The sequence below is a fragment of the Pseudomonas sp. GCEP-101 genome, from assembly GCF_025133575.1.
Taxonomy (GTDB): Bacteria; Pseudomonadota; Gammaproteobacteria; order Pseudomonadales; family Pseudomonadaceae; genus Pseudomonas; species Pseudomonas nitroreducens_B.
Map to the genome: position 1 here is coordinate 1126585 of NZ_CP104011.1, position 24251 is coordinate 1150835.

General features: G+C 67.8%; 20 protein-coding genes. 10 read left to right on the plus strand and 10 right to left on the minus strand.

From position 1 onward, the window contains the following. Nucleotide 1 precedes the first annotated feature (1 nt). The 6 genes from hfq to N0B71_RS05255 form a co-directional block, all read right to left on the minus strand. Nucleotides 2-250, minus strand: coding sequence for an RNA chaperone Hfq (gene hfq, locus N0B71_RS05230; protein WP_017520393.1), 249 nt, complete (start codon nt 248-250; stop codon nt 2-4). Nucleotides 251-356: 106 nt separating this feature from the next. Then, nucleotides 357-1319 (minus strand): tRNA (adenosine(37)-N6)-dimethylallyltransferase MiaA, encoded by a 963-nt coding sequence (gene miaA / locus N0B71_RS05235; protein ID WP_259757652.1) that lies wholly within the window; start codon nt 1317-1319, stop codon nt 357-359. A gap of 78 nt (nt 1320-1397) precedes the next feature. Continuing rightward, entirely contained in the window at nt 1398-3302 is a 1905-nt protein-coding gene (mutL, locus tag N0B71_RS05240; RefSeq protein ID WP_259757653.1) for a DNA mismatch repair endonuclease MutL, read from the minus strand. Beyond that, nucleotides 3299-4729, minus strand: a complete 1431-nt coding sequence (gene amiB, locus N0B71_RS05245; RefSeq protein WP_259757654.1) for an N-acetylmuramoyl-L-alanine amidase AmiB — start codon at nt 4727-4729, stop codon at nt 3299-3301. Before amiB ends, mutL begins: the two co-directional genes overlap by 4 nt. 7 nt (nt 4730-4736) lie before the next feature. Then, a complete protein-coding gene (gene tsaE, locus N0B71_RS05250) occupies nt 4737-5204 on the minus strand; it encodes a tRNA (adenosine(37)-N6)-threonylcarbamoyltransferase complex ATPase subunit type 1 TsaE (protein WP_259757655.1) in 468 nt (155 codons plus the stop codon). Further along, a complete protein-coding gene (locus N0B71_RS05255; RefSeq protein ID WP_259757656.1) occupies nt 5192-6688 on the minus strand; it encodes an NAD(P)H-hydrate dehydratase in 1497 nt (498 codons plus the stop codon). Before N0B71_RS05255 ends, tsaE begins: the two co-directional genes overlap by 13 nt. Nucleotides 6689-6839: 151 nt before the next feature. Here N0B71_RS05255 and queG point away from each other — a divergent pair, with 151 nt between their 5' ends. Next, nucleotides 6840-7901 carry a tRNA epoxyqueuosine(34) reductase QueG gene (gene queG, locus N0B71_RS05260; protein ID WP_259757657.1) on the plus strand — a complete coding sequence of 354 codons (1062 nt, stop codon included), beginning with the start codon at nt 6840-6842 and terminating at the stop codon, nt 7899-7901. A gap of 102 nt (nt 7902-8003) precedes the next feature. Here the strand turns inward: queG and orn are convergent, their stop codons facing one another. Then, nucleotides 8004-8546: an oligoribonuclease gene (gene orn / locus N0B71_RS05265; protein WP_259757658.1), complete on the minus strand. Its 543-nt coding sequence runs from the start codon at nt 8544-8546 to the stop codon at nt 8004-8006. 89 nt (nt 8547-8635) lie between these two features. Between orn and rsgA the strand changes: the two genes are divergently transcribed. Then, nucleotides 8636-9667: a small ribosomal subunit biogenesis GTPase RsgA gene (gene rsgA, locus N0B71_RS05270; RefSeq protein ID WP_259757659.1), complete on the plus strand. Its 1032-nt coding sequence runs from the start codon at nt 8636-8638 to the stop codon at nt 9665-9667. A gap of 163 nt (nt 9668-9830) precedes the next feature. Here the strand turns inward: rsgA and motB are convergent, their stop codons facing one another. Next, nucleotides 9831-10889 carry a flagellar motor protein MotB gene (gene motB / locus N0B71_RS05275; RefSeq protein WP_259757660.1) on the minus strand — a complete coding sequence of 353 codons (1059 nt, stop codon included), beginning with the start codon at nt 10887-10889 and terminating at the stop codon, nt 9831-9833. 15 nt (nt 10890-10904) lie between these two features. Continuing rightward, nucleotides 10905-11756: a flagellar motor stator protein MotA gene (motA, locus tag N0B71_RS05280; RefSeq protein ID WP_259757661.1), complete on the minus strand. Its 852-nt coding sequence runs from the start codon at nt 11754-11756 to the stop codon at nt 10905-10907. 121 nt (nt 11757-11877) lie between these two features. Between motA and N0B71_RS05285 the strand changes: the two genes are divergently transcribed. The 6 genes from N0B71_RS05285 to N0B71_RS05310 all read left to right on the plus strand — a co-directional run bounded on the left by N0B71_RS05285 (nt 11878) and on the right by N0B71_RS05310 (nt 20330). Next, nucleotides 11878-13401: an HDOD domain-containing protein gene (locus N0B71_RS05285; protein ID WP_259757662.1), complete on the plus strand. Its 1524-nt coding sequence runs from the start codon at nt 11878-11880 to the stop codon at nt 13399-13401. Nucleotides 13402-13514: 113 nt separating this feature from the next. Then, the gene (gene rhdA / locus N0B71_RS05290) at nt 13515-14330 is read left to right on the plus strand and encodes a thiosulfate sulfurtransferase (RefSeq protein WP_259757663.1); all 816 of its coding nucleotides are present in this window, start codon (nt 13515-13517) and stop codon (nt 14328-14330) included. Nucleotides 14331-14333: 3 nt separating this feature from the next. Continuing rightward, complete coding sequence (gene asd, locus N0B71_RS05295; protein WP_259757664.1) at nt 14334-15203, plus strand: archaetidylserine decarboxylase; 870 nt, start codon at nt 14334-14336, stop codon at nt 15201-15203. Between the two features lie 74 nt (nt 15204-15277). Continuing rightward, entirely contained in the window at nt 15278-16255 is a 978-nt protein-coding gene (locus N0B71_RS05300; RefSeq protein WP_259757665.1) for an HPP family protein, read from the plus strand. Nucleotides 16256-16383: 128 nt separating this feature from the next. After that, nucleotides 16384-18192, plus strand: a complete 1809-nt coding sequence (locus N0B71_RS05305) for a molecular chaperone (protein ID WP_259757667.1) — start codon at nt 16384-16386, stop codon at nt 18190-18192. Nucleotides 18193-18257: 65 nt separating this feature from the next. Continuing rightward, complete coding sequence (locus N0B71_RS05310; RefSeq protein ID WP_259757669.1) at nt 18258-20330, plus strand: EAL domain-containing response regulator; 2073 nt, start codon at nt 18258-18260, stop codon at nt 20328-20330. 331 nt (nt 20331-20661) lie between these two features. Here N0B71_RS05310 and serB read toward each other — a convergent pair whose 3' ends face one another. Beyond that, the gene (gene serB / locus N0B71_RS05315; protein ID WP_259757670.1) at nt 20662-21873 is read right to left on the minus strand and encodes a phosphoserine phosphatase SerB; all 1212 of its coding nucleotides are present in this window, start codon (nt 21871-21873) and stop codon (nt 20662-20664) included. A 224-nt stretch (nt 21874-22097) separates the two neighbouring features. Here serB and N0B71_RS05320 point away from each other — a divergent pair, with 224 nt between their 5' ends. Together N0B71_RS05320 and N0B71_RS05325 are read left to right on the plus strand one after the other, a co-directional pair. Further along, nucleotides 22098-23663: an AhpA/YtjB family protein gene (locus N0B71_RS05320; RefSeq protein ID WP_259757671.1), complete on the plus strand. Its 1566-nt coding sequence runs from the start codon at nt 22098-22100 to the stop codon at nt 23661-23663. A gap of 49 nt (nt 23664-23712) precedes the next feature. Beyond that, nucleotides 23713-24249, plus strand: a complete 537-nt coding sequence (locus N0B71_RS05325; protein ID WP_259757672.1) for a metal-dependent hydrolase — start codon at nt 23713-23715, stop codon at nt 24247-24249. Nucleotides 24250-24251 lie beyond the last annotated feature (2 nt).

The window sequence follows — 24251 nt, forward strand, 5'->3', positions numbered from 1 at the left end:
GTCAAACGTTGCCCGGCTCGGCCGGTTGATCACCGGTGGGCAGGCGCACGGGGCGGCTGGGCACCACGGTGGAAATGGCGTGCTTGTAGACCATCTGGCTGACAGTGTTCTTCAGCAGGATGACGAACTGGTCGAAGGATTCGATCTGACCCTGCAGCTTGATGCCGTTAACCAGGTAGATGGAAACCGGAACGCGTTCTTTGCGCAGGGTATTGAGGTAAGGGTCTTGTAGCGAATGCCCTTTTGACATATGCCGCACTCCTTGTAAGGGTAAAAAACTGATTTAGTAGTAGTCGAATTTGGCTTAACGCCGTCCTGAACCCCAAGGATAGACGGCCGGAATTAAGGTCTCGAGCCTATATGGAGACCGCCTCAAAGTATTTCAAGGCACGCGGCAAATTGTCGCTTGCCTGGCTGTCCAACCAGTGTAGATCGCTCCAGCTGCGGAGCCAGGTGAACTGGCGCTTGGCCAGCTGCCGCGTGGCGATGACGCCGCGCTCCACCATGTCAGCGTAGGACAGTTTGCCCTCAAGGTAATCCCATACCTGTCGGTAGCCCACCGCTCTTATGGACGGCAGCCCCACGTGCAAGTCGTTCCTTGCGCGGAGGCGTTCGACCTCGGCGATGAAGCCCTGTTCCAGCATCTGGTCAAAACGTTGCGCGATACGCGCGTGCAACACCTGGCGCTGCAGAGGCGCGATCGCCAGATGAGCCACAGTATACGGTAATTGTCCACCGCCTTGCGCGCCGAAACCCGCATTTTCGCTCGCTTGGCGAAGGCGGTGTGCAGTCATGGATATACCGCTGACGCGAAAGACTTCGAGAGCCCGGACCAGCCGCTGAGGGTCGTTGGGGTGGATGCGCGCAGCCGATTCCGGATCGACGCGGGCCAACTCCTCGTGAAGGGCGCCCCAACCGTCGGCGGCAGCCCAGGCTTCCAGCTCGGCGCGCACGGCGGGGTCGGCACTGGGCATGTCGGCCAGGCCTTCCAGCAACGCCTTGAAATACAACATGGTCCCGCCGACCAGCAACGGGATCTTCCCGGCCGCGGTGATCTCGGCCATCGCCGCCAGGGCGTCGGCGCGGAATTCCGCCGCCGAATAGGCTTCGCTGGGGTCGCGGATATCGATCAGGCGATGGGGGAACGCCTCCAGCACCTCGCGGGACGGCTTGGCGGTGCCGATGTCCATGCCGCGATAGATCAGTGCCGAATCGACGCTGATCAGCTCCACCGGCAGCAGGCGCGCCAGCTCCAGCGCCAGGTCGGTCTTGCCGGCGGCGGTGGGGCCCATGAGGAAAATCGCGGGAGGTAGGGACATCGGTGGCTCGTTATTGCGCGCAGCTGAATCGTTTGGCGCGCAGTTTACTGCACTTTTCTGAACGCAGGCTTACGAAAATCAACGTCCGCGCAGGAATAGCTTGTCCAGTTCGTCGAGCCCCAGCTGCGTCCAGGTCGGCCGGCCGTGGTTGCACTGGCCGCTGCGCTCGGTCACTTCCATGTCGCGCAGCAGGCCGTTCATCTCCGGCAGGGTCAGGCGGCGATTGGCGCGCACGGCGCCGTGGCAGGCCATGGTGCCGAGCAACTCGTTGAGGTGCGCCTGGATGCGGTCGCTGGTGCCGTATTCCAGCAGGTCGGCGAGCACATCGCGCACCAGCTGGGTGGCCTCGGCCTGCTTGAGCAGCGCGGGAATCTGGCGGATCGCCAGGGTCTCCGGGCCAAGACGCTGCAGCTCGAAGCCCAGCCTGGAGAACCAGCTGCCATGCTCCTCGGCGCAATCCGCCTCGCGCTCGCTGACGGCGATGGACTCGGGCACCAGCAGCGGCTGGCCGCGCAGCCCTTCGCTGGCCATGGCGGTCTTCAGGCGCTCGTACATGATGCGTTCGTGGGCCGCGTGCATGTCCACCAGCACCAGGCCGTGGGCGTTCTCCGAGAGGATGTAGATACCCTTGAGCTGCGCCAGGGCGTAACCCAGCGGCGGCACGTCCTGGCTGCTCTCCGGCAGGGCCTGCGGCACCTGGTCGGGCAGCGGCGCGAAATAGGCCTTGTACGCACCCTGGGCTTCCTGGATCGGCGGAATGTCCGGGCGTGTCGGCTGATAGCTGTAGCCACCGCCACCGCCCGAGCCGCCGGAAGCCGCGCTCGGCTGCCAGGCACGCGCGGCGGCCGGCGCTTCCAGCACCGTTTCGGACAGGCGCATCTCGCCCTGCGGCCCGAACTCGCCGGCTTCCGCGCCGGTGGGGCGCGGCACGGTCAGGGTCGTCGCGCCCGGCGGGGCCAACTGGTCGTCCGGCCGCACTTCGGCCAGCGCCCGGTGCAGGGTGCCGTAGAGGAAGTCGTGGACCATGCGGCTGTCGCGGAAACGCACTTCGTGCTTGGTCGGGTGGACGTTGACGTCCACCACTGCCGGGTCGACCTCGAAGAACAGCACGAAGGTCGGATGCCGGCCGTTGTACAGCACGTCGCGGTAGGCCTGGCGCACCGCGTGGGCGACCAGCTTGTCGCGCACCATGCGGCCGTTCACGTAGAAATACTGCAGGTCCGGCTGGCTGCGGGAGAAGGTCGGCAGGCCAACCCAGCCCCACAGGTGCAGGCCGTTGCGCTCGACCTCGATGGGCAGCGCCTGCTCGAGGAAGCCGGCGCTGCACACCGCGCCGACGCGGCGGGCGCGGGAGGCTTCGTCCTTGGCTTCATGCAGCGAGAGGATGGTCTTGCCGTTGTGGCGCAGGTGGAACGCCACGTCGAAGCGCGCCAGCGCCAGGCGCTTGATGACTTCCTGCAGGTGATCGAATTCGGTCTTCTCGGCGCGCAGGAACTTGCGCCGCGCCGGGGTATTGAAGAACAGGTCGCGCACTTCGATGCTGGTGCCCACCGGGTGGGCCGCCGGCTTCACCGTGGACTCCATGTCGCGGCCCTCGACCTCCACCTGCCAGGCCTGGTCGGCATCGGCGGTGCGCGAGGTCAGGGTCAGGCGCGAGACGGAACTGATCGAGGCCAGCGCTTCGCCACGGAAGCCCAGGCTCATTACCCGTTCGAGGTCTTCCAGTTCGCGGATCTTGCTGGTCGCGTGGCGCGCCAGGGCCAGCGGCAGGTCGTCGGCGGGGATCCCGCTGCCATCGTCGCGCACGCGCAGCAGCTTGATGCCGCCCTGCTCGACTTCGACGTCGATGCGTTTGGCGCCGGCGTCCAGGCAGTTTTCCAGCAGTTCCTTGATGACCGAGGCGGGGCGCTCGACCACTTCGCCGGCAGCGATCTGGTTCGCCAGCCGCGGGGTCAGCAGCTGGATACGGCGGACCTCGCTCATTGCTGCGACGCCAGGGAGGTGCCGGGAATGCTCAGCACCTGGCCTGCCTTCAGCGTATCGGTCTTCAGGCTGTTGGCACTGCGGATCGAGGCGGCGCTGACGTCATAGCGGCTGGCGATCATGCCCAGGCTCTCGCCGGCGCGCACCACGTGCTCGCGCGGGCCGGCGGGCAACTGGCCGCCATCGCGCAGCGAAGCGATGTAGGTGCCCGGCGGCGGGGTCTGTACGAAGTACTGGCGCACGCCGCTGGCGATGGAACGCGCCAGCGCCTGCTGGTGCGAGCCGCTGGCCAGCTTGGCGGATTCGTTGGGGTTGGAGATGAAGCCGGTTTCCACGAGGATCGACGGGATATCCGGGGACTTCAGCACCATGAAGCCGGCCTGTTCCACGCGGCGCTTGTGCAGCGGAGTGACGCGACCGACGCTGGTCAGCACCTTGTGGCCGACGTCCAGGCTGGAGGACATGGTCGCGGTCATCGACAGGTCGAGCAGCACGCCGGCGAGCATCTTGTCCTTGTCGTCGAGGTTCACGCCGCCGTCGCCGCCGATGAGGTCGGAACGGTTTTCCGTGTCGGCCAGCCAGCGCGCGGTCTCGGACGTGGCGCCGCGGTCGGACAGGGCGAACACCGAGGCCCCGAAGGCGCTGCGGCTGGGAGCGGCGTCGGCGTGGATGGAGACGAACAGGTCCGCGCCCTTCTTGCGGGCGATCACCGTGCGGTTGCGCAGCGGGATGAAGTAGTCACCGGTGCGCGTCAGTTCGGCGCGGAAGCCCTTCATCTGGTTGATCTGCCGCTGCAGTTCGCGGGCGATCGACAGGGTGATGTTTTTCTCGTGCAGGCCGTTCGGGCCCAGGGCGCCGGGGTCTTCGCCGCCGTGGCCGGCGTCGATGGCGATCACGATGTCGCGCTTGCCGCCGGTGCTGGGGGCGGGAATCTTGGTGACCGACTGCGCCGGGCTGACCGGCGTGGCGGGCACGCTGGGGGTCGGCGTCGCCGGGACGTCCGGGGCGATGTCGGCGCCCTGGTCATACAGATCGACGACCAGGCGGTTGCCGTACTGCTGGTTCGGCGGCAGCACGAAGCTCTTGGGCGTGACCTGGTTCTTCAGGTCCAGCACCAGACGCAGGTCGGTGGGCGTGCGCTGGGCGGAGCGCATCGCGGTGATCGGGGTATTGCCGAGCTTGAGCTTGTCGAGGGCGGCGGACATCTGCGCACCGTTGATGTCGACGACGATGCGGTTGGGCGCGCTCAGGGTGAACAGACTGTGCTGCACGGGCCCGGACAGATCGAACACCAGGCGTGTGTTGTCCGGCGCGCGCCAGATGCGCACGCTCTTGATTTGCGTGGCGGCAGAAACTTCGCCGGCAAAGAATGCCAGCAGAACGGACACCCCGATAAACAACGCCCGAAGGCGCAACCCCCAACCCATCTTTTTTCTATGCTCCCGTGGCCAGGGCGGCACACCAGGCTTCGCCCCGTGTTCCGTGCGGGTCGAGGCGCAGCATGCGTCCGCCCGCATGCGGAACAATGGTAATGTCCATGTCGGCCTTTGGCAAAATGCCTTTGCCGCGCTCCGCCCACTCGATCAGGCACAGCGCGTCGCCCTCGAAATAGTCGCGGATGCCGAGGAACTCCAGTTCCTCCGGGTCGGCCAGTCGGTAGAGGTCGAAGTGGAAGGCGCGAACCTCGCCGATTTCGTAGGGCTCGACCAGGGTGAATGTCGGACTTTTCACCGCTCCGCCATGGCCCAATCCCCGCAGGATGCCGCGCGACAGCGTGGTCTTGCCCGCCCCCAGGTCGCCGTGCAGGTAGATAACCCCGCGCCCGGCGGTTGCCTCGGCAAGGCGCCGGCCCAGGTCGACCATGGCCTCTTCGCCATCGGCAAACAGATTCAGTTCAGGCATGGGGACAGCTCCTCGAGCAACTGACGAACGGCAGGAATCAGATCGGCGGCCGCCAGCCCGCGACCTTGCGCGCCGAGCGACTCGCCGGCGCACGCATGCAACCAGACGGCCAGGCAAGCGGCGTCGAACACCGGCAACCCCTGCGCCAGCAGCGCACCGAGGATGCCGGAGAGCACGTCCCCCAGCCCGGCACCGGCCATCGCGGGATGACCGTGATTGCACAGCGCCAGGCGGCCGTCGGGGGATGCGACCAGGCTGCCGACGCCCTTGAGCACCACCACCGCCTGATAGCGCTGCGCCAGCGCGTGGGCGGCTTTGGGCCGGTCCGCCTGGACCTCGGCGGTGGACATACCCAGCAGCCGCGCCGCTTCGGCCGGGTGCGGGGTGATGACCCAGTCGCCGGACGGACGCGCGACCAGGCCTTCGGCCAGCAGGTTGAGCGCGTCGGCATCCCACACCTGTCGGCGCGCGAGGCTCGCCGCGGCGCTGACCAGCACCCGCCCCCAGGCTTCACGACCGACGCCAGGGCCGACCACCAGCACATCGGCGCGCTCGGCCAGGCGCAGCAACTCGGCGGAAGAGGAGACGCCGCGCGCCATCAGCTCGGGCCGGCGAGCCAATGCAGCGGGTACGTGGGCGACCCGGGTCGCTAGGGACACCAGCCCGGCGCCGCAGCGCAGCGCGCTCTCGGCGGCCAGCAGAACGGCGCCGCCCATGCCGGTATCGCCACCGATCACCAGCGCATGGCCGAACAGGCCCTTGTGCGCGGCCTTCGTGCGCGCGGCCAGGCGCGGCAGCGAATCCGCCGCGAGGCGAACGGCGGCGCCCGCAGAGGGAATCAGCGCAGGGTCGGCGTCGAGCCCGTCGAAGACCAGCTCGCCGCAGCAATCAGGGCCGCTGGCCGTGAACAGGCCGAGCTTGAGGCCGATGAAGGTCACGGTCAGGTCAGCCGTCACCGCGCCGCCGAGCACCTGCCCGGTGTCGGCGCTCAGGCCAGAGGGAATGTCCACCGCCAGCACCGGCAACCCGCTGGCATTGATCGCGGCGATGGCCGACGCGTAGGGCTCCCGCACCGGGCCACCCAGGCCGGTGCCGAGCAGGGCGTCCACCAGCACGCCGCGCAGCTCGGCGCCGTCGCTCCAGGAGGCAACATCCACCCCGGCCGAGCGCGCCTCGCCATGGGCCGCGGCGGCGTCGCCCGACAGGCGGGAGACATCCCCCACCGCCAGCACGCGCACGCGCCAGCCGGCGCGCATGGCCAGGGCGGCGATGAGATAACCGTCGCCGGCGTTGTTGCCGTGGCCGGCCAGCACGGTGACCTCGCCGGCATCCGGCCACTGGCGGCGCAGGGCGCGCCAGGCGGCATGGGCGGCGCGGCGCATCAGTTCGAAGCCGGGCGTGCCGGCGGCGATCAGGCGCGCGTCGAGGTCGCGCACCTGCTGGGCACTGTAGAGATTCAGGGGCAGATCGTCGTGGGCAATCATCGCGGTTCCGGGCGGCAGGATGTGTCGCCTTGGAGACGGATCAAACGCCGGCGCGCGGCGTATTTTGAACCTCTCCTGGCGTACGGACGGGCCGACGCCGGCTGGGTCTGGCAGAATTATACGCACCCCCGACTTCGCTTTCCCGCCTTCCATGCACGATTCGACGCTCGACTATGACGACCTCGCCCTCTCCATCAAGGACTGGGGGCGCGAACTCGGCTTCCAGCAGGTCGGCATCAGCGGGCTGGACCTGGAGGCGCACGGCGAGCACCTGCAACGCTGGCTGGAGGCGGGCTACCACGGCGAGATGGACTACATGGGCGCCCATGGCAGCAAGCGCTGGCGGCCGGACGAACTGGTGCCCGGCACCCTGCGCGTGGTGTCGCTGCGCATGGATTACCTGCCCGGCGACACACGCATGGCACAGGTGCTGGGCGACCCGGAGAAAGCCTACGTGTCGCGCTACGCCCTGGGCCGCGACTACCACAAGCTGATCCGCAAGCGCCTGCAGCAACTGGCCGAGCGCATCCAGCAGCAGATCGGGCCATTTGGCTTTCGCGCCTTCGTCGACAGTGCGCCGGTGCTGGAGAAGGCCATCGCCGAGCAATCGGGGCTGGGCTGGATCGGCAAGAACACCCTGGTGCTCAACCGCAAGGCCGGCAGTTACTTCTTCCTCGGCGAGCTGTTCACCGACCTGCCGCTGCCGGTGGACCCGCCCCACGGCACGGAGCACTGCGGGCGCTGCTCGGCCTGCCTGGACATCTGCCCCACCGCTGCGTTCGTGGCGCCGTATGTGCTGGACGCGCGGCGCTGCATTTCCTACCTGACCATCGAGCTGAAGGGCTCGATCCCCGAAGAACTGCGCCCACTGATCGGCAACCGCGTGTTCGGCTGCGACGATTGCCAGATGGTCTGCCCGTGGAACCGCTTCGCCCGCGCCACCGACCAGGGCGACTTCCAGCCGCGCCACAGCCTGGACAACGCCGCGCTGGCGGCGCTGTTCCTGTGGACGGAGGAAGAATTCCTCAGCCGCACCGAAGGTTCGCCGTTGCGGCGCGCCGGTTACGAGCGCTGGCTGCGCAATCTGGCCGTGGGGCTGGGCAATGCGCCCTCGACCATCCCGGTGATCGAGGCCCTGCGCGCGCGCCGGGCATTTCCCTCGGAACTGGTGCGCGAGCATGTGGAGTGGGCACTGGCACGCCACAACGTTTGACGCGATGGCTTTTCGTAGGAGCGAGCTTGCTCGCGAACCAGCCCCGCAGCGGGATTCATGTTCGCGAGTAAGCTCGCTCCTACAAGAGCAGAATCGCCCCGCTTACACCTTGATGAAATGCTCGCGGTAGTAGCGCAGCTCGGCGATGGACTCGCGGATGTCGTCCAGCGCCAGGTGGGTGTTGCCCTTCTTGAAGCCGTCACGCACCGCCGGCGCCCAGCGCGCGGCCAGTTCCTTGAGGGTGGAGACGTCCAGGTTGCGGTAGTGGAAGTAGCCTTCCAGCTTGGGCATGTGGCGGTAGAGGAAGCGGCGATCCTGGCAGATGCTGTTGCCACAGATCGGCGAGCTGCGCTTGGGCACCCACTTCTCCAGGAAGGCGATGGTCATCGCTTCGGCCTCGGCGGCGGAAATGTTGCTCTCGCGCACGCGCTGGGTCAGGCCGGACTGGCCGTGCTGGCGGGTGTTCCACTCGTCCATGCCGGCGAGCAGTTCCTCGCTCTGGTGCACGGCGATCACCGGGCCTTCTTCGAGAATGTTCAGGTCGCTATCCGTGACGATGGTCGCCATCTCGATGATGACGTCCTTGTCCGGGTCCAGACCGGTCATTTCCAGGTCGATCCAGATCAGGTTCTGTGGGTTCTGCATGATGGGGCTCCTCAGCTCAGCCCTCTAGTTTAGCGGGAAGCACACCGCCGCATGCTAAACTCCGCCGCGATTTTCCCTGTGGATACCCTATGGCCAAGCGTCACCTCACCCGCCGGCAGAGCTGGCGGATCGAAAAAGTCCAGGAAGAACGCGCCGCGCGCGCGGCGAAGCGCGAGTCGCGCGCCCTGGAAGAACTGGAAGGCGGCGACCTCGGCCCGGAACAGACCGGCCAGGTGATCGCCCACTTCGGGGTGCAGGTGGAGGTCGAGGCCCAGGAAGGCGACCACGCCGGCGAAGTGTTCCGTTGCCACCTGCGCGCCAACCTGCCGCCGCTGGTGACCGGCGACCAGGTGGTCTGGCGCCCGGGCAACCAGGGCATCGGCGTGATCGTCGCGCAGCTGCCGCGCACCTCCGAGCTGCGCCGCCCGGACATGCGCGGCGTGCTCAAGCCGGTGGCGGCCAACGTCGACCGCATCGTCATCGTCTTCGCGCCGCGCCCGGAGCCCCACGCCAACCTGATCGACCGCTACCTGGTGGCCGCCGAGCACGCCGGCATAAAGCCGCTGCTGCTGTTGAACAAGGCCGACCTGATCGACGAGCAGAACGCGCCCTTCCTCGATTCGCTGCTGGGTACCTACCGCGAGCTGGGCTACCCGCTGCTGGAGGTGTCGGCCTTCAACGGCCTGGCGCTGGACGCCCTGCGCGCGGCGCTGAACGAGCACGTCAGCGTGTTCGTCGGCCAGTCGGGCGTGGGCAAGTCGTCGCTGGTGAATGCGCTGCTGCCGGGCGTCGATACCCGCGTCGGCGACCTGTCGGAAGTCACCGGCAAGGGCACCCACACCACCACCACCGCGCGGCTGTTCCACTTCCCCGCCGGCGGCGACCTGATCGACTCCCCCGGCATCCGCGAATTCGGCCTCGGCCATGTCAGCCGCGACGACGTGGAAGCGGGCTTCATCGAATTCCACGACCTGCTCGGCCACTGCCGCTTCCGCGACTGCAAGCACGACCGCGAACCGGGCTGTGCACTGCTCAAGGCGCTGGAAGACGGACGCATCTCGCCGCAGCGGATGGCGAGCTATCGGCACATCCTCGCGAGCCTGCCCGAAGACGAATATTGATCGGCAGATGACGACTTGCCCTGATCTGTAGGAGCGAGCTTGCTCGCGAACAAGCTCCACTGCGATGCGGTTCGCGAGCAAGCTCGTTCCTACGAAGAGCCAGCATCTCCGTGATCTGGCCATAACGAAGAAGGCCAGCGTTTCAGCTGGCATTCTTCGTTCATCACTGCTGCTTGTTCAGCTCGTCGAGCTTGAGCGTGCCACCGTCGTCGAACAGGTTGAGCTTCTGCTTGAGCTGGTCCGGCGGCAGCGGGTCGCCCTGGCCGGCCGCCGGCTTGCCCGGCGCGGCGTTGGGCGCCTCCGGTGCAACGCCTGGGGCTGCCGGGGCAGCACCGGCCTTGTCAGCGCCGCCATCCTGCCCCTCGATGGCACGCTGGGCCTTCTTGGTCAGGACGATGATGTCGATGCGGCGGTTCACCGGGTTGAGCGGCTTGTCGCGGTCGAACAGCGCGGACGAGGCGTAGCCGACCACCCGGGCGATCTGGTCTTCCGGGTAGCCGCCGGCTTCCAGCGCCCGCCGCGCGGCGTTGGCGCGGTTGGCGGACAGCTCCCAGTTGCCGAACTCGCCGTTGCCGGCGTAGGGCTTGGCGTCGGTGTGGCCGCTGATGCTGATCTTGTTCGGTACCTGCTTGATGGTCTCGGCCAGCGCCAGCAGGATGTCCTCGAAGTACGGCTGCAGGCGCGCGCTGCCCAGGTCGAACATCGGCCGGTTGTCCGAATCGACGATCTGGATGCGCAGGCCGTCCTGGGTGATCTCGAAGAGAATCTGGTCCTTGAAGCGCTTCAGCGTCGGGTTCTCGTCGACCTTGTTCTGCAGTTCCTGCAGCAACAGCTCCAGACGCTCCTTCTCCACCTGCTCGGCGACATCCTGGGCCTGCTGCTCGTTGATCTTGGCGTTCTCGTCCGGGTTGACCCGCGTCTCGTCGGCATCCGGCTGGGCCTGGATCTGCGGGTTCAGGGTCTTGTCCGGCGCCGGCGTCGGCGTGCCGCCCAGGTCGATGACGTAGGGGCTGGCGCTCTCGGTGAAGCCGATGGGATCCTGGAAATAGCCGGAGATGGCCTTCTTCTGCTCCGGCGTGGCCGACGACAGCAGCCAGAGCACGAGGAAGAACGCCATCATGGCGGTGGCGAAGTCGGCGAAGGCGATCTTCCAGCCACCGCCATGGTGGCCGGCGGCATAGCGCTTGATGCGCTTGACGATGATCGGCTGGTTATTATCCATGCGTCAGACGACCCATCAGCGACCGCGAACGGCCTGCTCCAGTTCGCTGAAGCTCGGGCGGTGCGCCGGCAGCAGCACCTTGCGGCCGAACTCCACGGCCAGCGACGGTGGCATGCCGGAGGCGGACGCCACCAGGCAGGCCTTGATCGCTTCGTAGAGGTTCAGTTCTTCCTTGGCGTCGTGCTCCAGGGCGTTGGCCAGCGGGCCGACGAAGCCATAGGCGGCGAGAATACCGAGGAAGGTGCCTACCAGCGCCGCGGCGACGTGGTGGCCGATCTCGGCCTGGCTGCCCTGGCCGAGCAGGGCCATGGTGATCACGATGCCCAGTACCGCGGCGACGATACCGAAGCCCGGCAGGGCGTCGGCGACACGGGTCACGGCGTGGGCCGGGTGCTCCAGGTCCTCCTTGAGGCTGCCCAGCTCCATGTCGAACAGGCCTTCCAGCTCGTGGGGCGCCATGTTGCCGGAGGACATGATGCGCAGGTAGTCGCAGACGTACGCCGTCATGCGTTCATCCTTGAGCACGGCCGGGTACTTGCTGAAGATCGGGCTGGCGGCCGGGTCCTCGACGTCGGCCTCGATGGCCATCATGCCTTCGCGGCGGCTCTTGTTGAGCACCTCGTAGAGCATCCCCAGCACTTCCAGGTAGAAGGTGTGGGTGAAGCGGTTGCCGAACATCTTCGGCGCCTTCTTCAGCACGGTCATGAAGGTGCTGCCGGGGTTGGCCTGGAGGAAGGCACCCAGCGCCGCGCCGCCGATGATCAGCACTTCGAACGGCTGGATGATGGCCGCGATCTTGCCGCCGGAGAGCATGTAGCCGCCGAGGACGCTGCCCAGAATGACGATGATGCCGATGATTTTTGCCATGGGGACCGGACTGAAACGGTGAACAGAAAGAGAGGCATGATTCCCGCCTCCCTGTTGTTATCGGAGATTTCGGGCAAGACTATAGGCCGAAAACACTAAAAACCAGTTCGGCGCCTCACGCATGCCCAAGCAAATGCTTCATCCCGAGCGTCTCAAGGCCTGGCTTACCCAGCTGGAAGATCTGCCGCTGCCGGTTCCGCTGGAGCAGCGCGATGACATTCGCCGGGCGCTGAACGACAGTCGCCGCTCGATCCGCGACATCGCCGAGCTGCTGCAGGACGCGCCGACGCTGGCCTTCGCCATCCTGCGCGAGGCCAACCGCGCGCCCAGCGCCCGGGACAATCCGGCGGAAAGCCTGGAGGTCGCCCTCAACCGCCTGGGCCTGTCCCGCGCCAGCCAGTTGCTGGAGCGCCTGCCGGCGGTGCCGGAAGCACAGATGCCGCGCGCCCTGAACCAGTTGCTGCTGATCAGCCGCCACGCCATGCAGCAGGCCAGCGGCCTGTTCGCCAACCGCCTGGCGCGGCTCTGGCAAGAAATCCACTGGGGCAGCCTGTTCACCCTCGCGCCACTGTGGGCACTGGCCACCGCCAGGCCGGAACTGGTGGAGAACTGGCAACGCCAGGTCTACGGCCTGGGCCGCTGCAGCAGCGAAGTCGAGGAGGAGCTGCTCGGCACCCCTCTGCTGCCGCTGTGCCGCGCGCTGGCCGACAGCTGGCGATTGCCGGACTGGGTCGGCCAGGGCTATGCCCTGCTCAGCGACGACAAGCGCCTGCTGGTGCGCGCCCTGCACGTCGCCCACACCGAACTCGAACCGCTGGGCCAGCAACAACGCCTGGACGCCGATCCGGAACTGCAACGCTGGCTGACCCGCCCGGCCAACACCATCCTGCTGGCCAACAGCCTCGCCATGGCGGCGCACCAGTCCTGGGGCGGCGTGCACATGCTGCGCTGGCAGCGCCTGACCAGCCTGTACTTGCAGATGCCCCTGGAGGAGCTGCAGCAGACCGTCCACGGCCTGGCCGCGCAAAGCGCGCGCCGCCACGCCCGCCCGCTGCTCTGGCACCCGGCCGAGGCGCTCCTCTGGCCCTGGGATGCGCGCCGCTGGCTCAATGGCCCGAAGGCCGAGGAACCGGCCAAGGCCCCGGACACCCTCGACGACTGGCGCCGCCAGTGCGCCCGGCTGATGCAGACGCCCAGCCCGTTCGGCAACGCCGTGCAGTTGCTCGATTGCGCCAGCGCCGCCTTGCAGGCCTGCGGGCTGCAACGCGGGATGATCCTGCTGGCCGACAAGGGCGGCGGCTGGTTGCAGGCGCGCCGGCACTTCGGCCTGGACGGCGAGATCGGCGACTTCAAGCTGGAGGTCGCCGCCAGCCCGGTGCTGCGCAAACTCCTGCAACAACCCGGGCAGTTGCGCCTGAGCCCGGCGAACATGGCGGAATTCTCGGCGCTGATTCCGGGCACGCTGAAGGCGCTGCTTCCCAGCGAACACCTGCTGCTGCGCTCGCTGGGCAACGGCGTGCGCGTGGTCATGCTGGTGGTCTGCGACCGCCACGGTCAGCCCCTGGCGGACCTGCACGCCCAGGCCTTCGGCCGCACCGTGCAGTGCATCGAGCACGCGGTGAAGCAGATGGCGCGGGGCGCCTGATCCGGAAAGGTTTGCGCCCCGCCGCGTCCCCTTTAAACTAACCGCCCTCAAGGGGTAGCCCAGGGCGCGAGCTCACGTTGCCTCCCCCACTGCTCTCGCCGGGAGACTCCGACATGTCCGCCTTTTCCGCCCTGCCCCTGGTGATCGAACCGGCTGACCTCGCCAGCCGCCTCGATGCCCCCGAACTGATCCTGGTCGACCTGACCAGCGCCGCGCGCTACGCCCAGGGCCACATCCCCGGCGCCCGTTTCGTCGCCCCCGCGCGCACCCAGCTGGGCGGCACGCCGGCCCCGGGCCTGCTGCCGGCCAAGCCCGACCTGGAAGCGCTGTTCGGCGAACTGGGCCACAACCCCGATGCCGTCTACGTGGTCTACGACGACGAAGGCGGCGGCTGGGCCGGCCGCTTCATCTGGCTGCTGGACGTGATCGGCCACGACAAGTACCACTACGTCGACGGCGGCCTGCACGCCTGGCTCGCCGACGGCCTGCCGCTGAGCGAAGACGTCCCCGCGCCCGCCGGCGGCCCGCTGCCGCTGACCCTGCACGACGAACCCACCGCTACCCGCGAATACCTGCAAAGCCGCCTGGGCGCCGCCGACCTGGCCGTCTGGGATGCGCGCAACCCCAGCGAGTACAGCGGCCAGAAAGTGCTCGCCGCCAAGGGCGGGCACGTGCCCGGCGCCGTGAATTTCGAATGGACCGCCGGCATGGACCCGGCCCGCGCCCTGCGCATCCGTACCGATATGCCGCAGATCCTCCAGGACCTGGGCATCACCAAGGACAAGGAAGTGATCACCCACTGCCAGACCCACCATCGTTCCGGCTTCACCTACCTGGTGGCCAAGGCCCTCGGCTATCCGCGGGTCAAGGGCTATGCCGGTTCCTGGTCGGAATGGGGCAACCATCCCGACACCCCCGTAGAGGTTTAAGGAATGTCGTTCAAAGATCGTCTGTTCATCCTCGCCCAGTACCTGCTGCCGCACCACCTGCTGTCGCGCCTGATCGGCTGCGCCGCCGAGTGCCGCGCGCCCTGGTTCAAGGACCGCCTGATTCCCTGGTTCGCCCGCCGCTACCAGGTGGACATGCGCGAAGCCCAGGTCGAGGACCTGCGCGCCTATGAGCACTTCAATGCCTTCTTCACCCGCGCCCTGAAAGACGGCGCCCGCCCGCTGGACGAAACCCCCGGCGCGGTGCTCAGCCCCGCCGACGGCGCCATCAGCCAGCTCGGCCCCATCGAGCACGGCCGCGTGTTCCAGGCCAAGGGCCACAGCTACAGCCTGATGGAGCTGCTGGGCGGCGACGCCGAGCGCGCCGCGCCGTTCATGGGCGGCGACTTCGCCACCGTCTACCTGTCGCCCAAGGACTACCACCGCGTGCACATGCCGCTGGCCGGCACCCTGCGCGAAATGGTCTACGTGCCGGGCCGGCTGTTCTCGGTGAACCAGCTCACCGCCGAGCAGGTGCCGGAGCTGTTCGCTCGCAACGAGCGCGTGGTGTGCATCTTCGACACCGAGCGCGGGCCGATGGCGGTGGTGCTGGTGGGCGCGATGATCGTCGCCTCCATCGAAACCGTCTGGGCCGGCCTGGTCACGCCGCCCAAGCGCGAGCTGAAATCGTTCGCCTACGACGAAGCCTCCCGTGCGCCGATCCACCTGGAGAAGGGCGCCGAGCTGGGCCGCTTCAAGCTGGGTTCCACTGCCATCGTGCTGTTCGGCCCCGAGCAGGTCAGCTGGGCGGAAAACCTCGCCGCCACCAGCGCCGTGCGCATGGGTGAGCGCCTGGGTGGCGCTCGCCAGGGCTGACGCCCGCCTCCATAAGGCGGGCGGCCGACGAGCCGCCCGCCACTGCTTCTCGCCTCATCGTGTCTGCTCCTGCCATGAAACGCTTCCTGCACCTGATGGGCTGGCGCGCCAACGCCACCAGCCATCTGGAAAAATGGCTCTCCGCGATCGGAGCGCTGTGCGGCATCGCCGCCATCTATGCCGTCACCCACTGGGTATTGCCCAGTGAAGCGGCCATCTGGGTCGTCGCTTCCATGGGCGCCAGCGCCGTGCTGCTGTTCGCCGTGCCCCACGGCGCGCTGTCGCAGCCCTGGGCCGTGCTGGGCGGCCAGGTGCTCTCGGCCATCGTCGGGGTGCTCTGCCAGGCACTCTTCCCTGACCAGCCCTTCACCCCGGCCCTCGCGGTCGCGGCGGCGATCCTGGTCATGCACTACGCGCGCTGCATCCATCCCCCCGGCGGCGCCACCGCGCTGGCGGCGGTCTCCGGCGGCCCGGCCATCACCGCCCTCGGCCTGCACTACGTGCTCAGCCCGGTGCTGCTCAATGTGGCGCTGATCCTCGCCGTCGCCGTGCTGTTCAACGGGCTGTTCGCCTGGCGCCGCTACCCCGCGCCGCTGGCGCGCCTGCCGGCCACGCCGACGCTGCCGGCCGGCCCGGCGCCGGAAGACCTCTACCACGCGCTGCGCAAGATGGATTCCTACATCGACGTGCAGTTCGACGACCTGCTGAAGATCCTCCAACTGGCCCAGGAGCATGCCCAGGCGCAGCGCCTGACGCCCGACGACATCCTGCTCGGCGCCCGCTACAGCAATGCCCTGATCGGCGACGCCTGGGCCGTGCGCCAGGTGATCGACGACCACCCGGACAAGCGCGGCCGCCAGGACCAGGTGGTCTACAAGGTGGTTGCCGGCGCCGGCAAGGGCAACACCGGCGTCTGCCGGCGCCAGGACCTGCTCGACTGGGCCGCCCACCCGGTGATCCCCCAGGGCGACGGCTGGGTGCGCAGCAGCGCCCAGGACTCGGCGCAGGACGCCCTGCAACGCCAGCTCAAGGGCGAAACGCCGCGAGCGTGACCTGTCCGCGCACCATCCGGGCGATGGGCTGCGGCGGGCGACGGATGCTGCTAGAGTTCGGAAAAAGCCGACAGTAATGACCAACCGGTTCGTACAACGGGCCGGATTGTGGAGAAACCATTTCCGCCATGGACAACAGTCCCCAGCAGTTTCTACGTGTACCCACCCCGTCGCACGAGAGCCTGAGCTTCTGCAACGCCAACACGCGCGAGCTGAAATACTGGCTGGATCACCTGCCCAAGGCCAACCTCGGGGAGACCGCCCGCCAGCTCTACCAGGGACTGATCGAGCTCAACCAGCTCAAGCTGCCGGTAGAGGCGCGCCTGCAATTGCTGGAACTGTTCCGCCCGGAAGTCCACTTCGTCTGCCATAACCTGGAGCGGCACTTCCTCAACCAGTCCATCGTCCTGGACGAGCGTCCGCGCAAGGTCGCCAACCTCTGCCAGGCCCTGCAGAACCACCTGGCCATCGGCTACAAGCTGATCGTCGTGCGCGAGGCCTCGCGCTTCACCCGCGAGCGCGCGCAGGTGATGACCGCCGCCATCCAGCGCGCCATCCGCAGCCTCAGCGGCCCGCTGGTGCGCGCCTCGCAACTGTACTGCCCGGTGCCCGAGCACCTGTGGCTGGAACTCCACCAGCTCTACCAACTGGCCCGCCAGCACGGCCTGCAGCACACCCCGGTACGCGATGCGCTGGCGCGCCAGGCGCAGGGCCTGTCCATCGAGCACGCCTACCTGGTGGCGCTGATGCTCGGCTCCGCGCGCTGCAACCAGATGCGCCAGAACAACATCGCCCGCGTCGCCGAAGCCCTCGAAGGCTGGGCCGCGCAGGTGAAGGTGCAGGCGGCCGATGCGCCCTCCACCCTGTTCGTGGTGGTGCCGCAGGTGGATGGCCCGCCGCGCTACCGCACCCTGTTCAAGGACAGCGATCTCACCGGCGCCCTGGGCATCGACCCGCAGCCGCTGGTGGACGTGATCCGCGAATACCTCCTGCTGCCGCCGGAAAACCGCGCCCAGGCACGCCTGAAGGTGCCCGAAGGCGTCAGCATCGACCTGCTGCAACACCTCGCGGCGGCCTGGGGTGACATAGCCGAACGCACCTTCCACCGCACCCCCGGCCAGGGCCAACTGACCCTGTGCATCGGCATGAGCGCCCTGCACTACTTCCTCGCCGGGCGGAAGAACTTCGCCGACCTGCTCAAGCTGCAGGTCGAACTCCAGGCTCCCACCTTCAAGACCGAAGTGAAGGACGCCTGGGCCGGCGCCTTCGACGCCCAGAAGGTCAACGACTGGCAACCCGGCATGCCGCTGGAAGAGATCGAATACACCGCCCCGCGCGCCGGCGACGACTCCGGCCTGGGCGTCGCGGCGCAAACCCCGCGCGACGACTACCCGGTGTACACCCTGGCCATCGTCAACCACAGCCCCGGCGGCTACTGCCTGACCTGGCCGAAGGACATCCCCAGCCAGTTGCAGGCAGGCGAGCTGCTCGGCATCCAGGACACCCCGGAGCATGGCTGGAGCGTCGCCGTGGTGCGCTGGATCCGCCAGGTCCGCGGCGGCGGCACGCAGATGGGCATCGAACTGATCGCCCCGCTCGCCCAGCCCTGCGGCCTGCAACTGCTGCGCAAGACCGAACAGGGCAGCCAGTACCTGCGCGCCCTGCTGCTGCCGGAGATCGCCGCGATCTCCCGGCCGGCCACCGTCATCACCCCGCGCCTGCCCTTCCAGGAAGGCAACCGCGTGCAGCTCAACCTGCACGGCGACGAGCGCCGCGCCACGCTGACCCGCAAGGTCACCGCCACCGCCAGCTTCACCCAGTTCGAATACCAGGCGCAGGACGCGGCCGGCGTCCCGAGCGATAAGCCCATCACAGGGACGAACGCTCGCAGCCCAGGCGGGGAGGAAGACTTTGACTCGCTGTGGAAGTCTCTGTAGATTCCGAAGGCTCCCCTTTCGTCGCCTTTTTGCTGCCGCCCAGCGCGGTATAAGCAGCCTTCCCCATGGCCAATGAAAAGAAAACCATCCGCCTGCTGATCCTGGAAGACTCGCAAAATGAAGCCGAGCGCCTGGTCAGCCTGTTCCGCAACGCCGGTCGCGCGACCCGCGTCCATCGCATTACGTCCAGCGAAGACCTGACGGAGATCCTGCCCCAGGGCTGGGACCTGCTGATCGCCGCCCCCGAGGCCGAGGCGCTGGACCCCAGCGAAGCGCTGGGCGCGATCCGCCGCCAGGCCAAGGACATCCCCTTCATCCAGCTGGTCAGCGGCAACGACTCCGACGCCGTGACCGAGGCCCTGGCCCTCGGCGCCCAGGATGCCCTGCCGCAAGGCGAGGACGAGCGCCTGATCCTGGTGGCCAACCGCGAGCTGGCCAACCTCGAGGAACGCCGTGCGCGGCGCTCTGCCGAAGTTGCCCTGCGCGAGGCGGAGAAACGCTGCCAACTGCTGCTGGACAGCTCGGTGGACGCCATCACCTACGTCCACGACGGCATGCACATCTACGCCAACCGCGCCTACGTCGGCCTGTTCGGCTACGAAGACGCCGAGGAACTCGAAGGCATGCCGATGATCGACCTGATCGCCGGCTGCGACCAGGCCACCTTCAAGGATTTCCTCAAGGGTTACCAGACCACCGAAGACAACGCCGAACTGGCCTGCAGCGGCGTCCGCAGCGACGGCCAGACCTTCGCCGCGCGCATGACCTTCTCGCCGGCCACCTATGACGGCGAGCCGTGCATCCAGGTGGTGATCCGCGCCGAAACCGGCAACGCCCAGCTCGAGGAAAAACTCCGCGAGGTCAGCAGCCAGGACCTGGTCACCGGCCTGTTCAACCGCGCCCACTTCCTCAACCTGATGGATAGCGCCGTGGAACGCGCCGTGACCGCCGGCCAGCCCGCGACCTTCGCCTACATGCTGCTCGACCGCGCCCAGGCACTGCAGCTCGACCTCGGCGTCGCCAGCATCGACCTGCTCCTGGCGGACCTGGGCAACCTGCTGCGCGGCCAGTTCCCCGAGCCGGCCCAACTGGCGCGCCTGAGCGACGACGTGTTCGCCGTGCTGCTGCCGGGGGAAACCCCGGAGCAATCGGCGCCGCGCTTCAGCGCGCTGCTGAAGAAGGTCGAGGGCCACCTGTTCGACATCCATGGCCGCACCGCCCAGGTCACCCTGTCCATCGGCACCGCCGGGCTGGACGAGAAGACCACCCGCGCCCAGGACGTGATCGAGCGCGCCCACCGCGGCGCCGACGACGTGGCGCAGAAGGATGGCAACGGCCTGAAGGTCTACAACCCGGCCGATGAACTCGCCGCTGCCGCCTACCGTGGCGACATCGTCGCGATCATCCGCCAGGCGCTGGAGCAGAACAGCTTCCGCCTGCTGTTCCAGCCGATCATCAGCCTGCGCGGCGACACCCACGAGCACTACGAAGTGCTGCTGCGCCTGCTCAACCCGCAGGGCGAGGAAGTGCCGCCGGCAGACTTCCTCAATGCCGCCAAGGCCAGCGGCCTGGCCGAGAAGATCGACCGCTGGGTGCTGCTCAATTCCATCAAGCTGCTGTCCGAACACCGCGCCAAGGGCCACGAGACCAAGCTCTTCGTGCACCTCTCCGGCCCCAGCCTGCAAGACCCGGAGCTGCTGCCGTGGCTGAGCGTGGCGCTGAAGGCCTCGCGCCTGCCGGCCGATGCGCTGATCGTGCAGATCAGCGAGCCGGACGCCATCGCCTACCTGCGCCAGGCCAAGCTCCTCAGCCAGGGTCTGGCCGAGCTGCATTGCCAGATCGCGCTGTGCCAGTTCGGTTGCGCACTCAACCCGTTCAACACGCTCAAGCACATGAACGTCGACTTCGTGAAGGTGGACGGCTCCTACGTGCAGGACCTGAACAGCGCGGACAACCAGGAAAACCTCAAGACCCTGATGGCCAGCCTGCACGCCCAGGCCAAGCTGACCATCGTGCCCATGGTGGAAAGCGCCAGCGCCCTGGCCACCCTGTGGCAGGCCGGCGCCAACTACATCCAGGGCCGCTACCTGCAGGGGCCAAGCCAGGCGATGGACTACGACTTCGCCTCGGACGAATAACCCGAACGAACCTGTAGGAGCGAGGGAGACGCCATCGTCATTGCTCGCGAACCACTCGGTCACGGGGCAGTTCGGCGCTGGGCGTGATCAATCGCGGACAGAGTCCGCTCCTACCCGGCCGGTCCCCTCTCCCTTCAGGGAGGGGGTTAGGGAGAGGGAAATCCCAGGCACGAGCTTTCAGAGAGACAGTTGCTCCCACACCCAACCGGAACGTAGGAGCGGACTCCGTCCGCGATCGGGTTCGCTTCATGCCGAGGCCACCAGCGCCTGCGCAAAACAAAAAAGCCGCCCCGAGGGGCGGCTTTTTCATTCCGGCGTCGACCCGTGCGGATCAGGCGCCTTCGCGATCACGGAAGCCGAGCAGGTACAGGATGCCGTCCAGCCCCAGGGTGGAGATCGCCTGCTTGGCCGACTGCTTGACCAGCGGCTTGGCGCGGAAGGCCACGCCCAGGCCGGCCAGGCCGAGCATCGGCAGGTCGTTGGCGCCGTCGCCCACGGCAATCGTCTGCTCCAGCTGCAGGCCTTCCTTCGCCGCCAGCTCGCGCAGCAGGTCAGCCTTGCGCTGGGCATCGACGATGGGCTCGATGGCCACGCCGGTCAGCTTGCCGTCGACGATCTGCAGTTCGTTGGCGAACACGTAGTCGATGCCCAGCTTCGCCTGCAACTGCTTGGCGAAGTAGCTGAAGCCGCCGGAGAGGATGGCCGTCTTGTAGCCCAGGCGCTTGAGTTCGGCGAACAGGGTCTCCGCGCCTTCGGTCAGGCGCAGCGACGCACCGATTTCTTCCAGAACGTCCTCGGAAAGGCCCTGAAGCAATGCCAGACGTTCCTTGAAGCTCGCGCGGAAATCCAGTTCACCACGCATGGCGCGTTCGGTGATTTCCGACACCTTATCGCCGACACCGGCCGCCTTGGCCAACTCATCGATGACCTCGGCCTCGATCAGCGTCGAGTCCATGTCGAACACTGCCAGGCGGCGGTTGCGGCGGAACACCGAGTCCTGCTGGAAGGCGATGTCGACGTTCAGCTCCTGCGCCACGCTGAGGAACTCGGCGCGCAGGGCGGCCGGGTCGGCCGGCTCGCCGCGCACGGAGAACTCGATGCAGCCCTTGCCCTCGTCGGCCGGCATATCCAGCGGCATGCGCCCGGACAGGCGATCGATCTGGTCGATGTTCAGGCCGTACTTGGCCGTGATCGAGCTGACCCGCTGCAGTTGCTCGGCGGTGACCCGGCGCGTCAGCAACGTGACGATATGGCGCGGCTTGCCCTGGCCACCGACCCACTGCCGGTAGTCGTCTTCGGACACCGGGGTGAAACGCACCTGCTGGTCCAGCTTGTAGGCCGTGAACAGCACGTCCTTGAGCACCGACGAGGCCCGCTCGTTATCCGGGATTTCCACCAGGATGCCGAAGGACAGGGTGTCGTGGATCACCGCCTGGCCGATGTCGAGGATGTTCACGCCACCCTGCGCCAGGACGCCGGTAATGGCCGCGGTGAGGCCGGGGCGGTCTTCCCCGGTGATGTTGATCAGGACGATCTCGCGCAAGGCGCTGTCTCCGCCATGGAAAAAAGGCCGACATTCTACCTGCTTTCACCGTCGGCGGATGCTCCGCTCGCCCGCCCGGATGGCGCCGCCGCCGATCGGAATGCACGACAGATCGGCGCGCCACGCCGACTTTCGCCGCCTTGACAGTGCCTGCGACGCTTTGCCCCCCGGTAGGGCCTCGTTATACTGCCCCGCATCTGCCCTTAAAGAAGACCGAGCCCGCTGTGACCCGGCCCACGTCCGTCAAGCCCGACAATTTCTTCCTGCTGCTGTTCCACGCCCTGCGCCAGCGCCGCGTGCCGATCGCCTTGCGCATCGCCATCCACGGCCTGTTGCTGGTGGCCGCCGCCCTGGTGATCTACGCCTGGGTGATGGGCATGCAGTTCAAGCAGGCCATGCAGCAGCAGGCCGACGCCCTCGGCCAGAGCCTGACCACGCAGACCGCGCAATCGGCGACCGAGCTGCTGGTGTCCAACGACATCCTCAGCCTCAACGTGCTGCTCAACAACCTGACCAAGAACCCGCTGGTGGCCCACGCGGCGATCTACAGCGTGGACAACCGCATCCTCGCCGAGTCCGGCACGCGACCCAAGCAGGGCCTGCTGGGCGACGCCGAAGGCCTGTATTCCACACCGATCACCTTCCAGGAAGTGATCGCCGGCCACCTGCGCATCAGCCTCGACATGCACCAGTTCGAGCAGCCGATGACCGTCAGCCTGCAGAGCATGGGGCTGATCAGCCTGATCCTGCTGCTGCTCACCCTGACCTTCGGCCTGCGCCTGGGCCGGCAGATTTCCACGCCGCTGCTGCAACTGCGTGTCTGGCTGCGCGACCCGGACGACCCCGCGCCGGGCGCCGGCCTGCAGAACGAGATCGGCGACCTCGCCCGCCAGTTGCAGGCACGCCTGGTGCCGGAGAAACCGCCAGCGCCCGAGCCGGTGGTCAGCGCCCCGGCGCCGCGTGCGAAAGCGTCCGCCAAGGCGGCTGCGAAGGAACCGCTGCTGGAAGGCGCCGACGCCGCCGACGAACACGAATTCGACGAGAACATCTTCTCCGACGACGAACTGCTCGCCCCCGCCGCACGCCGCAAGGCCGCTGCCGACACCGACGACGACTTCCCCGAGGACGACTTCGAGCCCGTGGTCGAAGAAGAGGCTGACGACGAGATCGGTGTCGAGGAAGAGGAGCCCGAGGCCGAGCCGGAACCGCTTTCCACCGGCACCAGCGCCGTGCTCGCGGTGCAGCTGGGCGCCCAGGAACAACTGCGCCGACTGCCGCGCCCGCGCCTGGTCGACCTGCTGCAGCGCTACCGCGATTGCCTGGAGCAGGCCGCGCGCCTGTACAAGGGCACGCTCTACACCCTCAACGACGGTGGCAGCCTGATCCTCTTCCACAGCCGCGACCAGGACGAGGAATTCCTCACCAACGCCCTGTGCTGCGGCGAGCTGATGCGCGCCCTGGGCCACGCCCTGCAGATCGAAGTGGCCGACAGCGGCATCACCCTCCAGCTACAGCTGGGCCTGGTGCTGGGCGAAGACATCGCCGAGCTGGAACAGCCCGAGCTGCTGGAGAACTCCGCCGCCCAGGACGCCCTGGCCCTGAGCCAGCACAGCCGCAACCTGCTGCTGGTGGAAAAATCCATCGGCGACGATGAAAAAGTCCGTGAACGCGCGCGCATCCGTCCCATCGCCAGCCCGGAAAACGCCTGCTGCGTGGAATGGCTGAAGGAACCCTACCCCTCCATGCTCGAACGCCAGCTGTCGCGCATGCGGGCGCTGCGCACCAGCTGACCCGCCATAGAAAGAGAGGGGCCGCCCGGCCCCTCGTGGAACGGATTCCATGACCACCCTGATCACCCATCCCCTGCCCGTGCTGGCCGTGGGCCTTGCGCTCGGCTCAGGCGTGATCCCGCCGCGCCTGCTGCTGGCCGGCCTGCTAGCCGCGTGCCTGCCCGACCTCGACGTGGTCGCCTTCAAGCTCGGCATTGCCTATCACGACGCCTTCGGCCATCGCGGCTTCAGCCATTCGCTGCTGTTCGCGGCCTGCCTGGGCGTGCTCGGGGCTGCCGGTTGCCGGCTGCTGGGCGGCGGCCCGCTGAAGGCCGGCCTGTGGATCGGCCTGGCGACCGCCTCCCACAGCGTGCTGGACGCCATGACCGATGGCGGCCTGGGGGTCGCCTGGTTCTGGCCCTGGAGCCAGCAGCGCTACTTCCTGCCCTGGCACCCCATCGAGGTCTCGCCCATCGGCCTATCGCGCTTTTTCAGCCCGCGCGGCCTGGAGGTGGTGATCTCCGAGGCGCGCTGGGTCTGGCTGCCGTGCCTGGGGGTGGCCCTGGCGGGGATCGGCGTGCGCCGTCTGCTGCCGCGCAACGACTGACG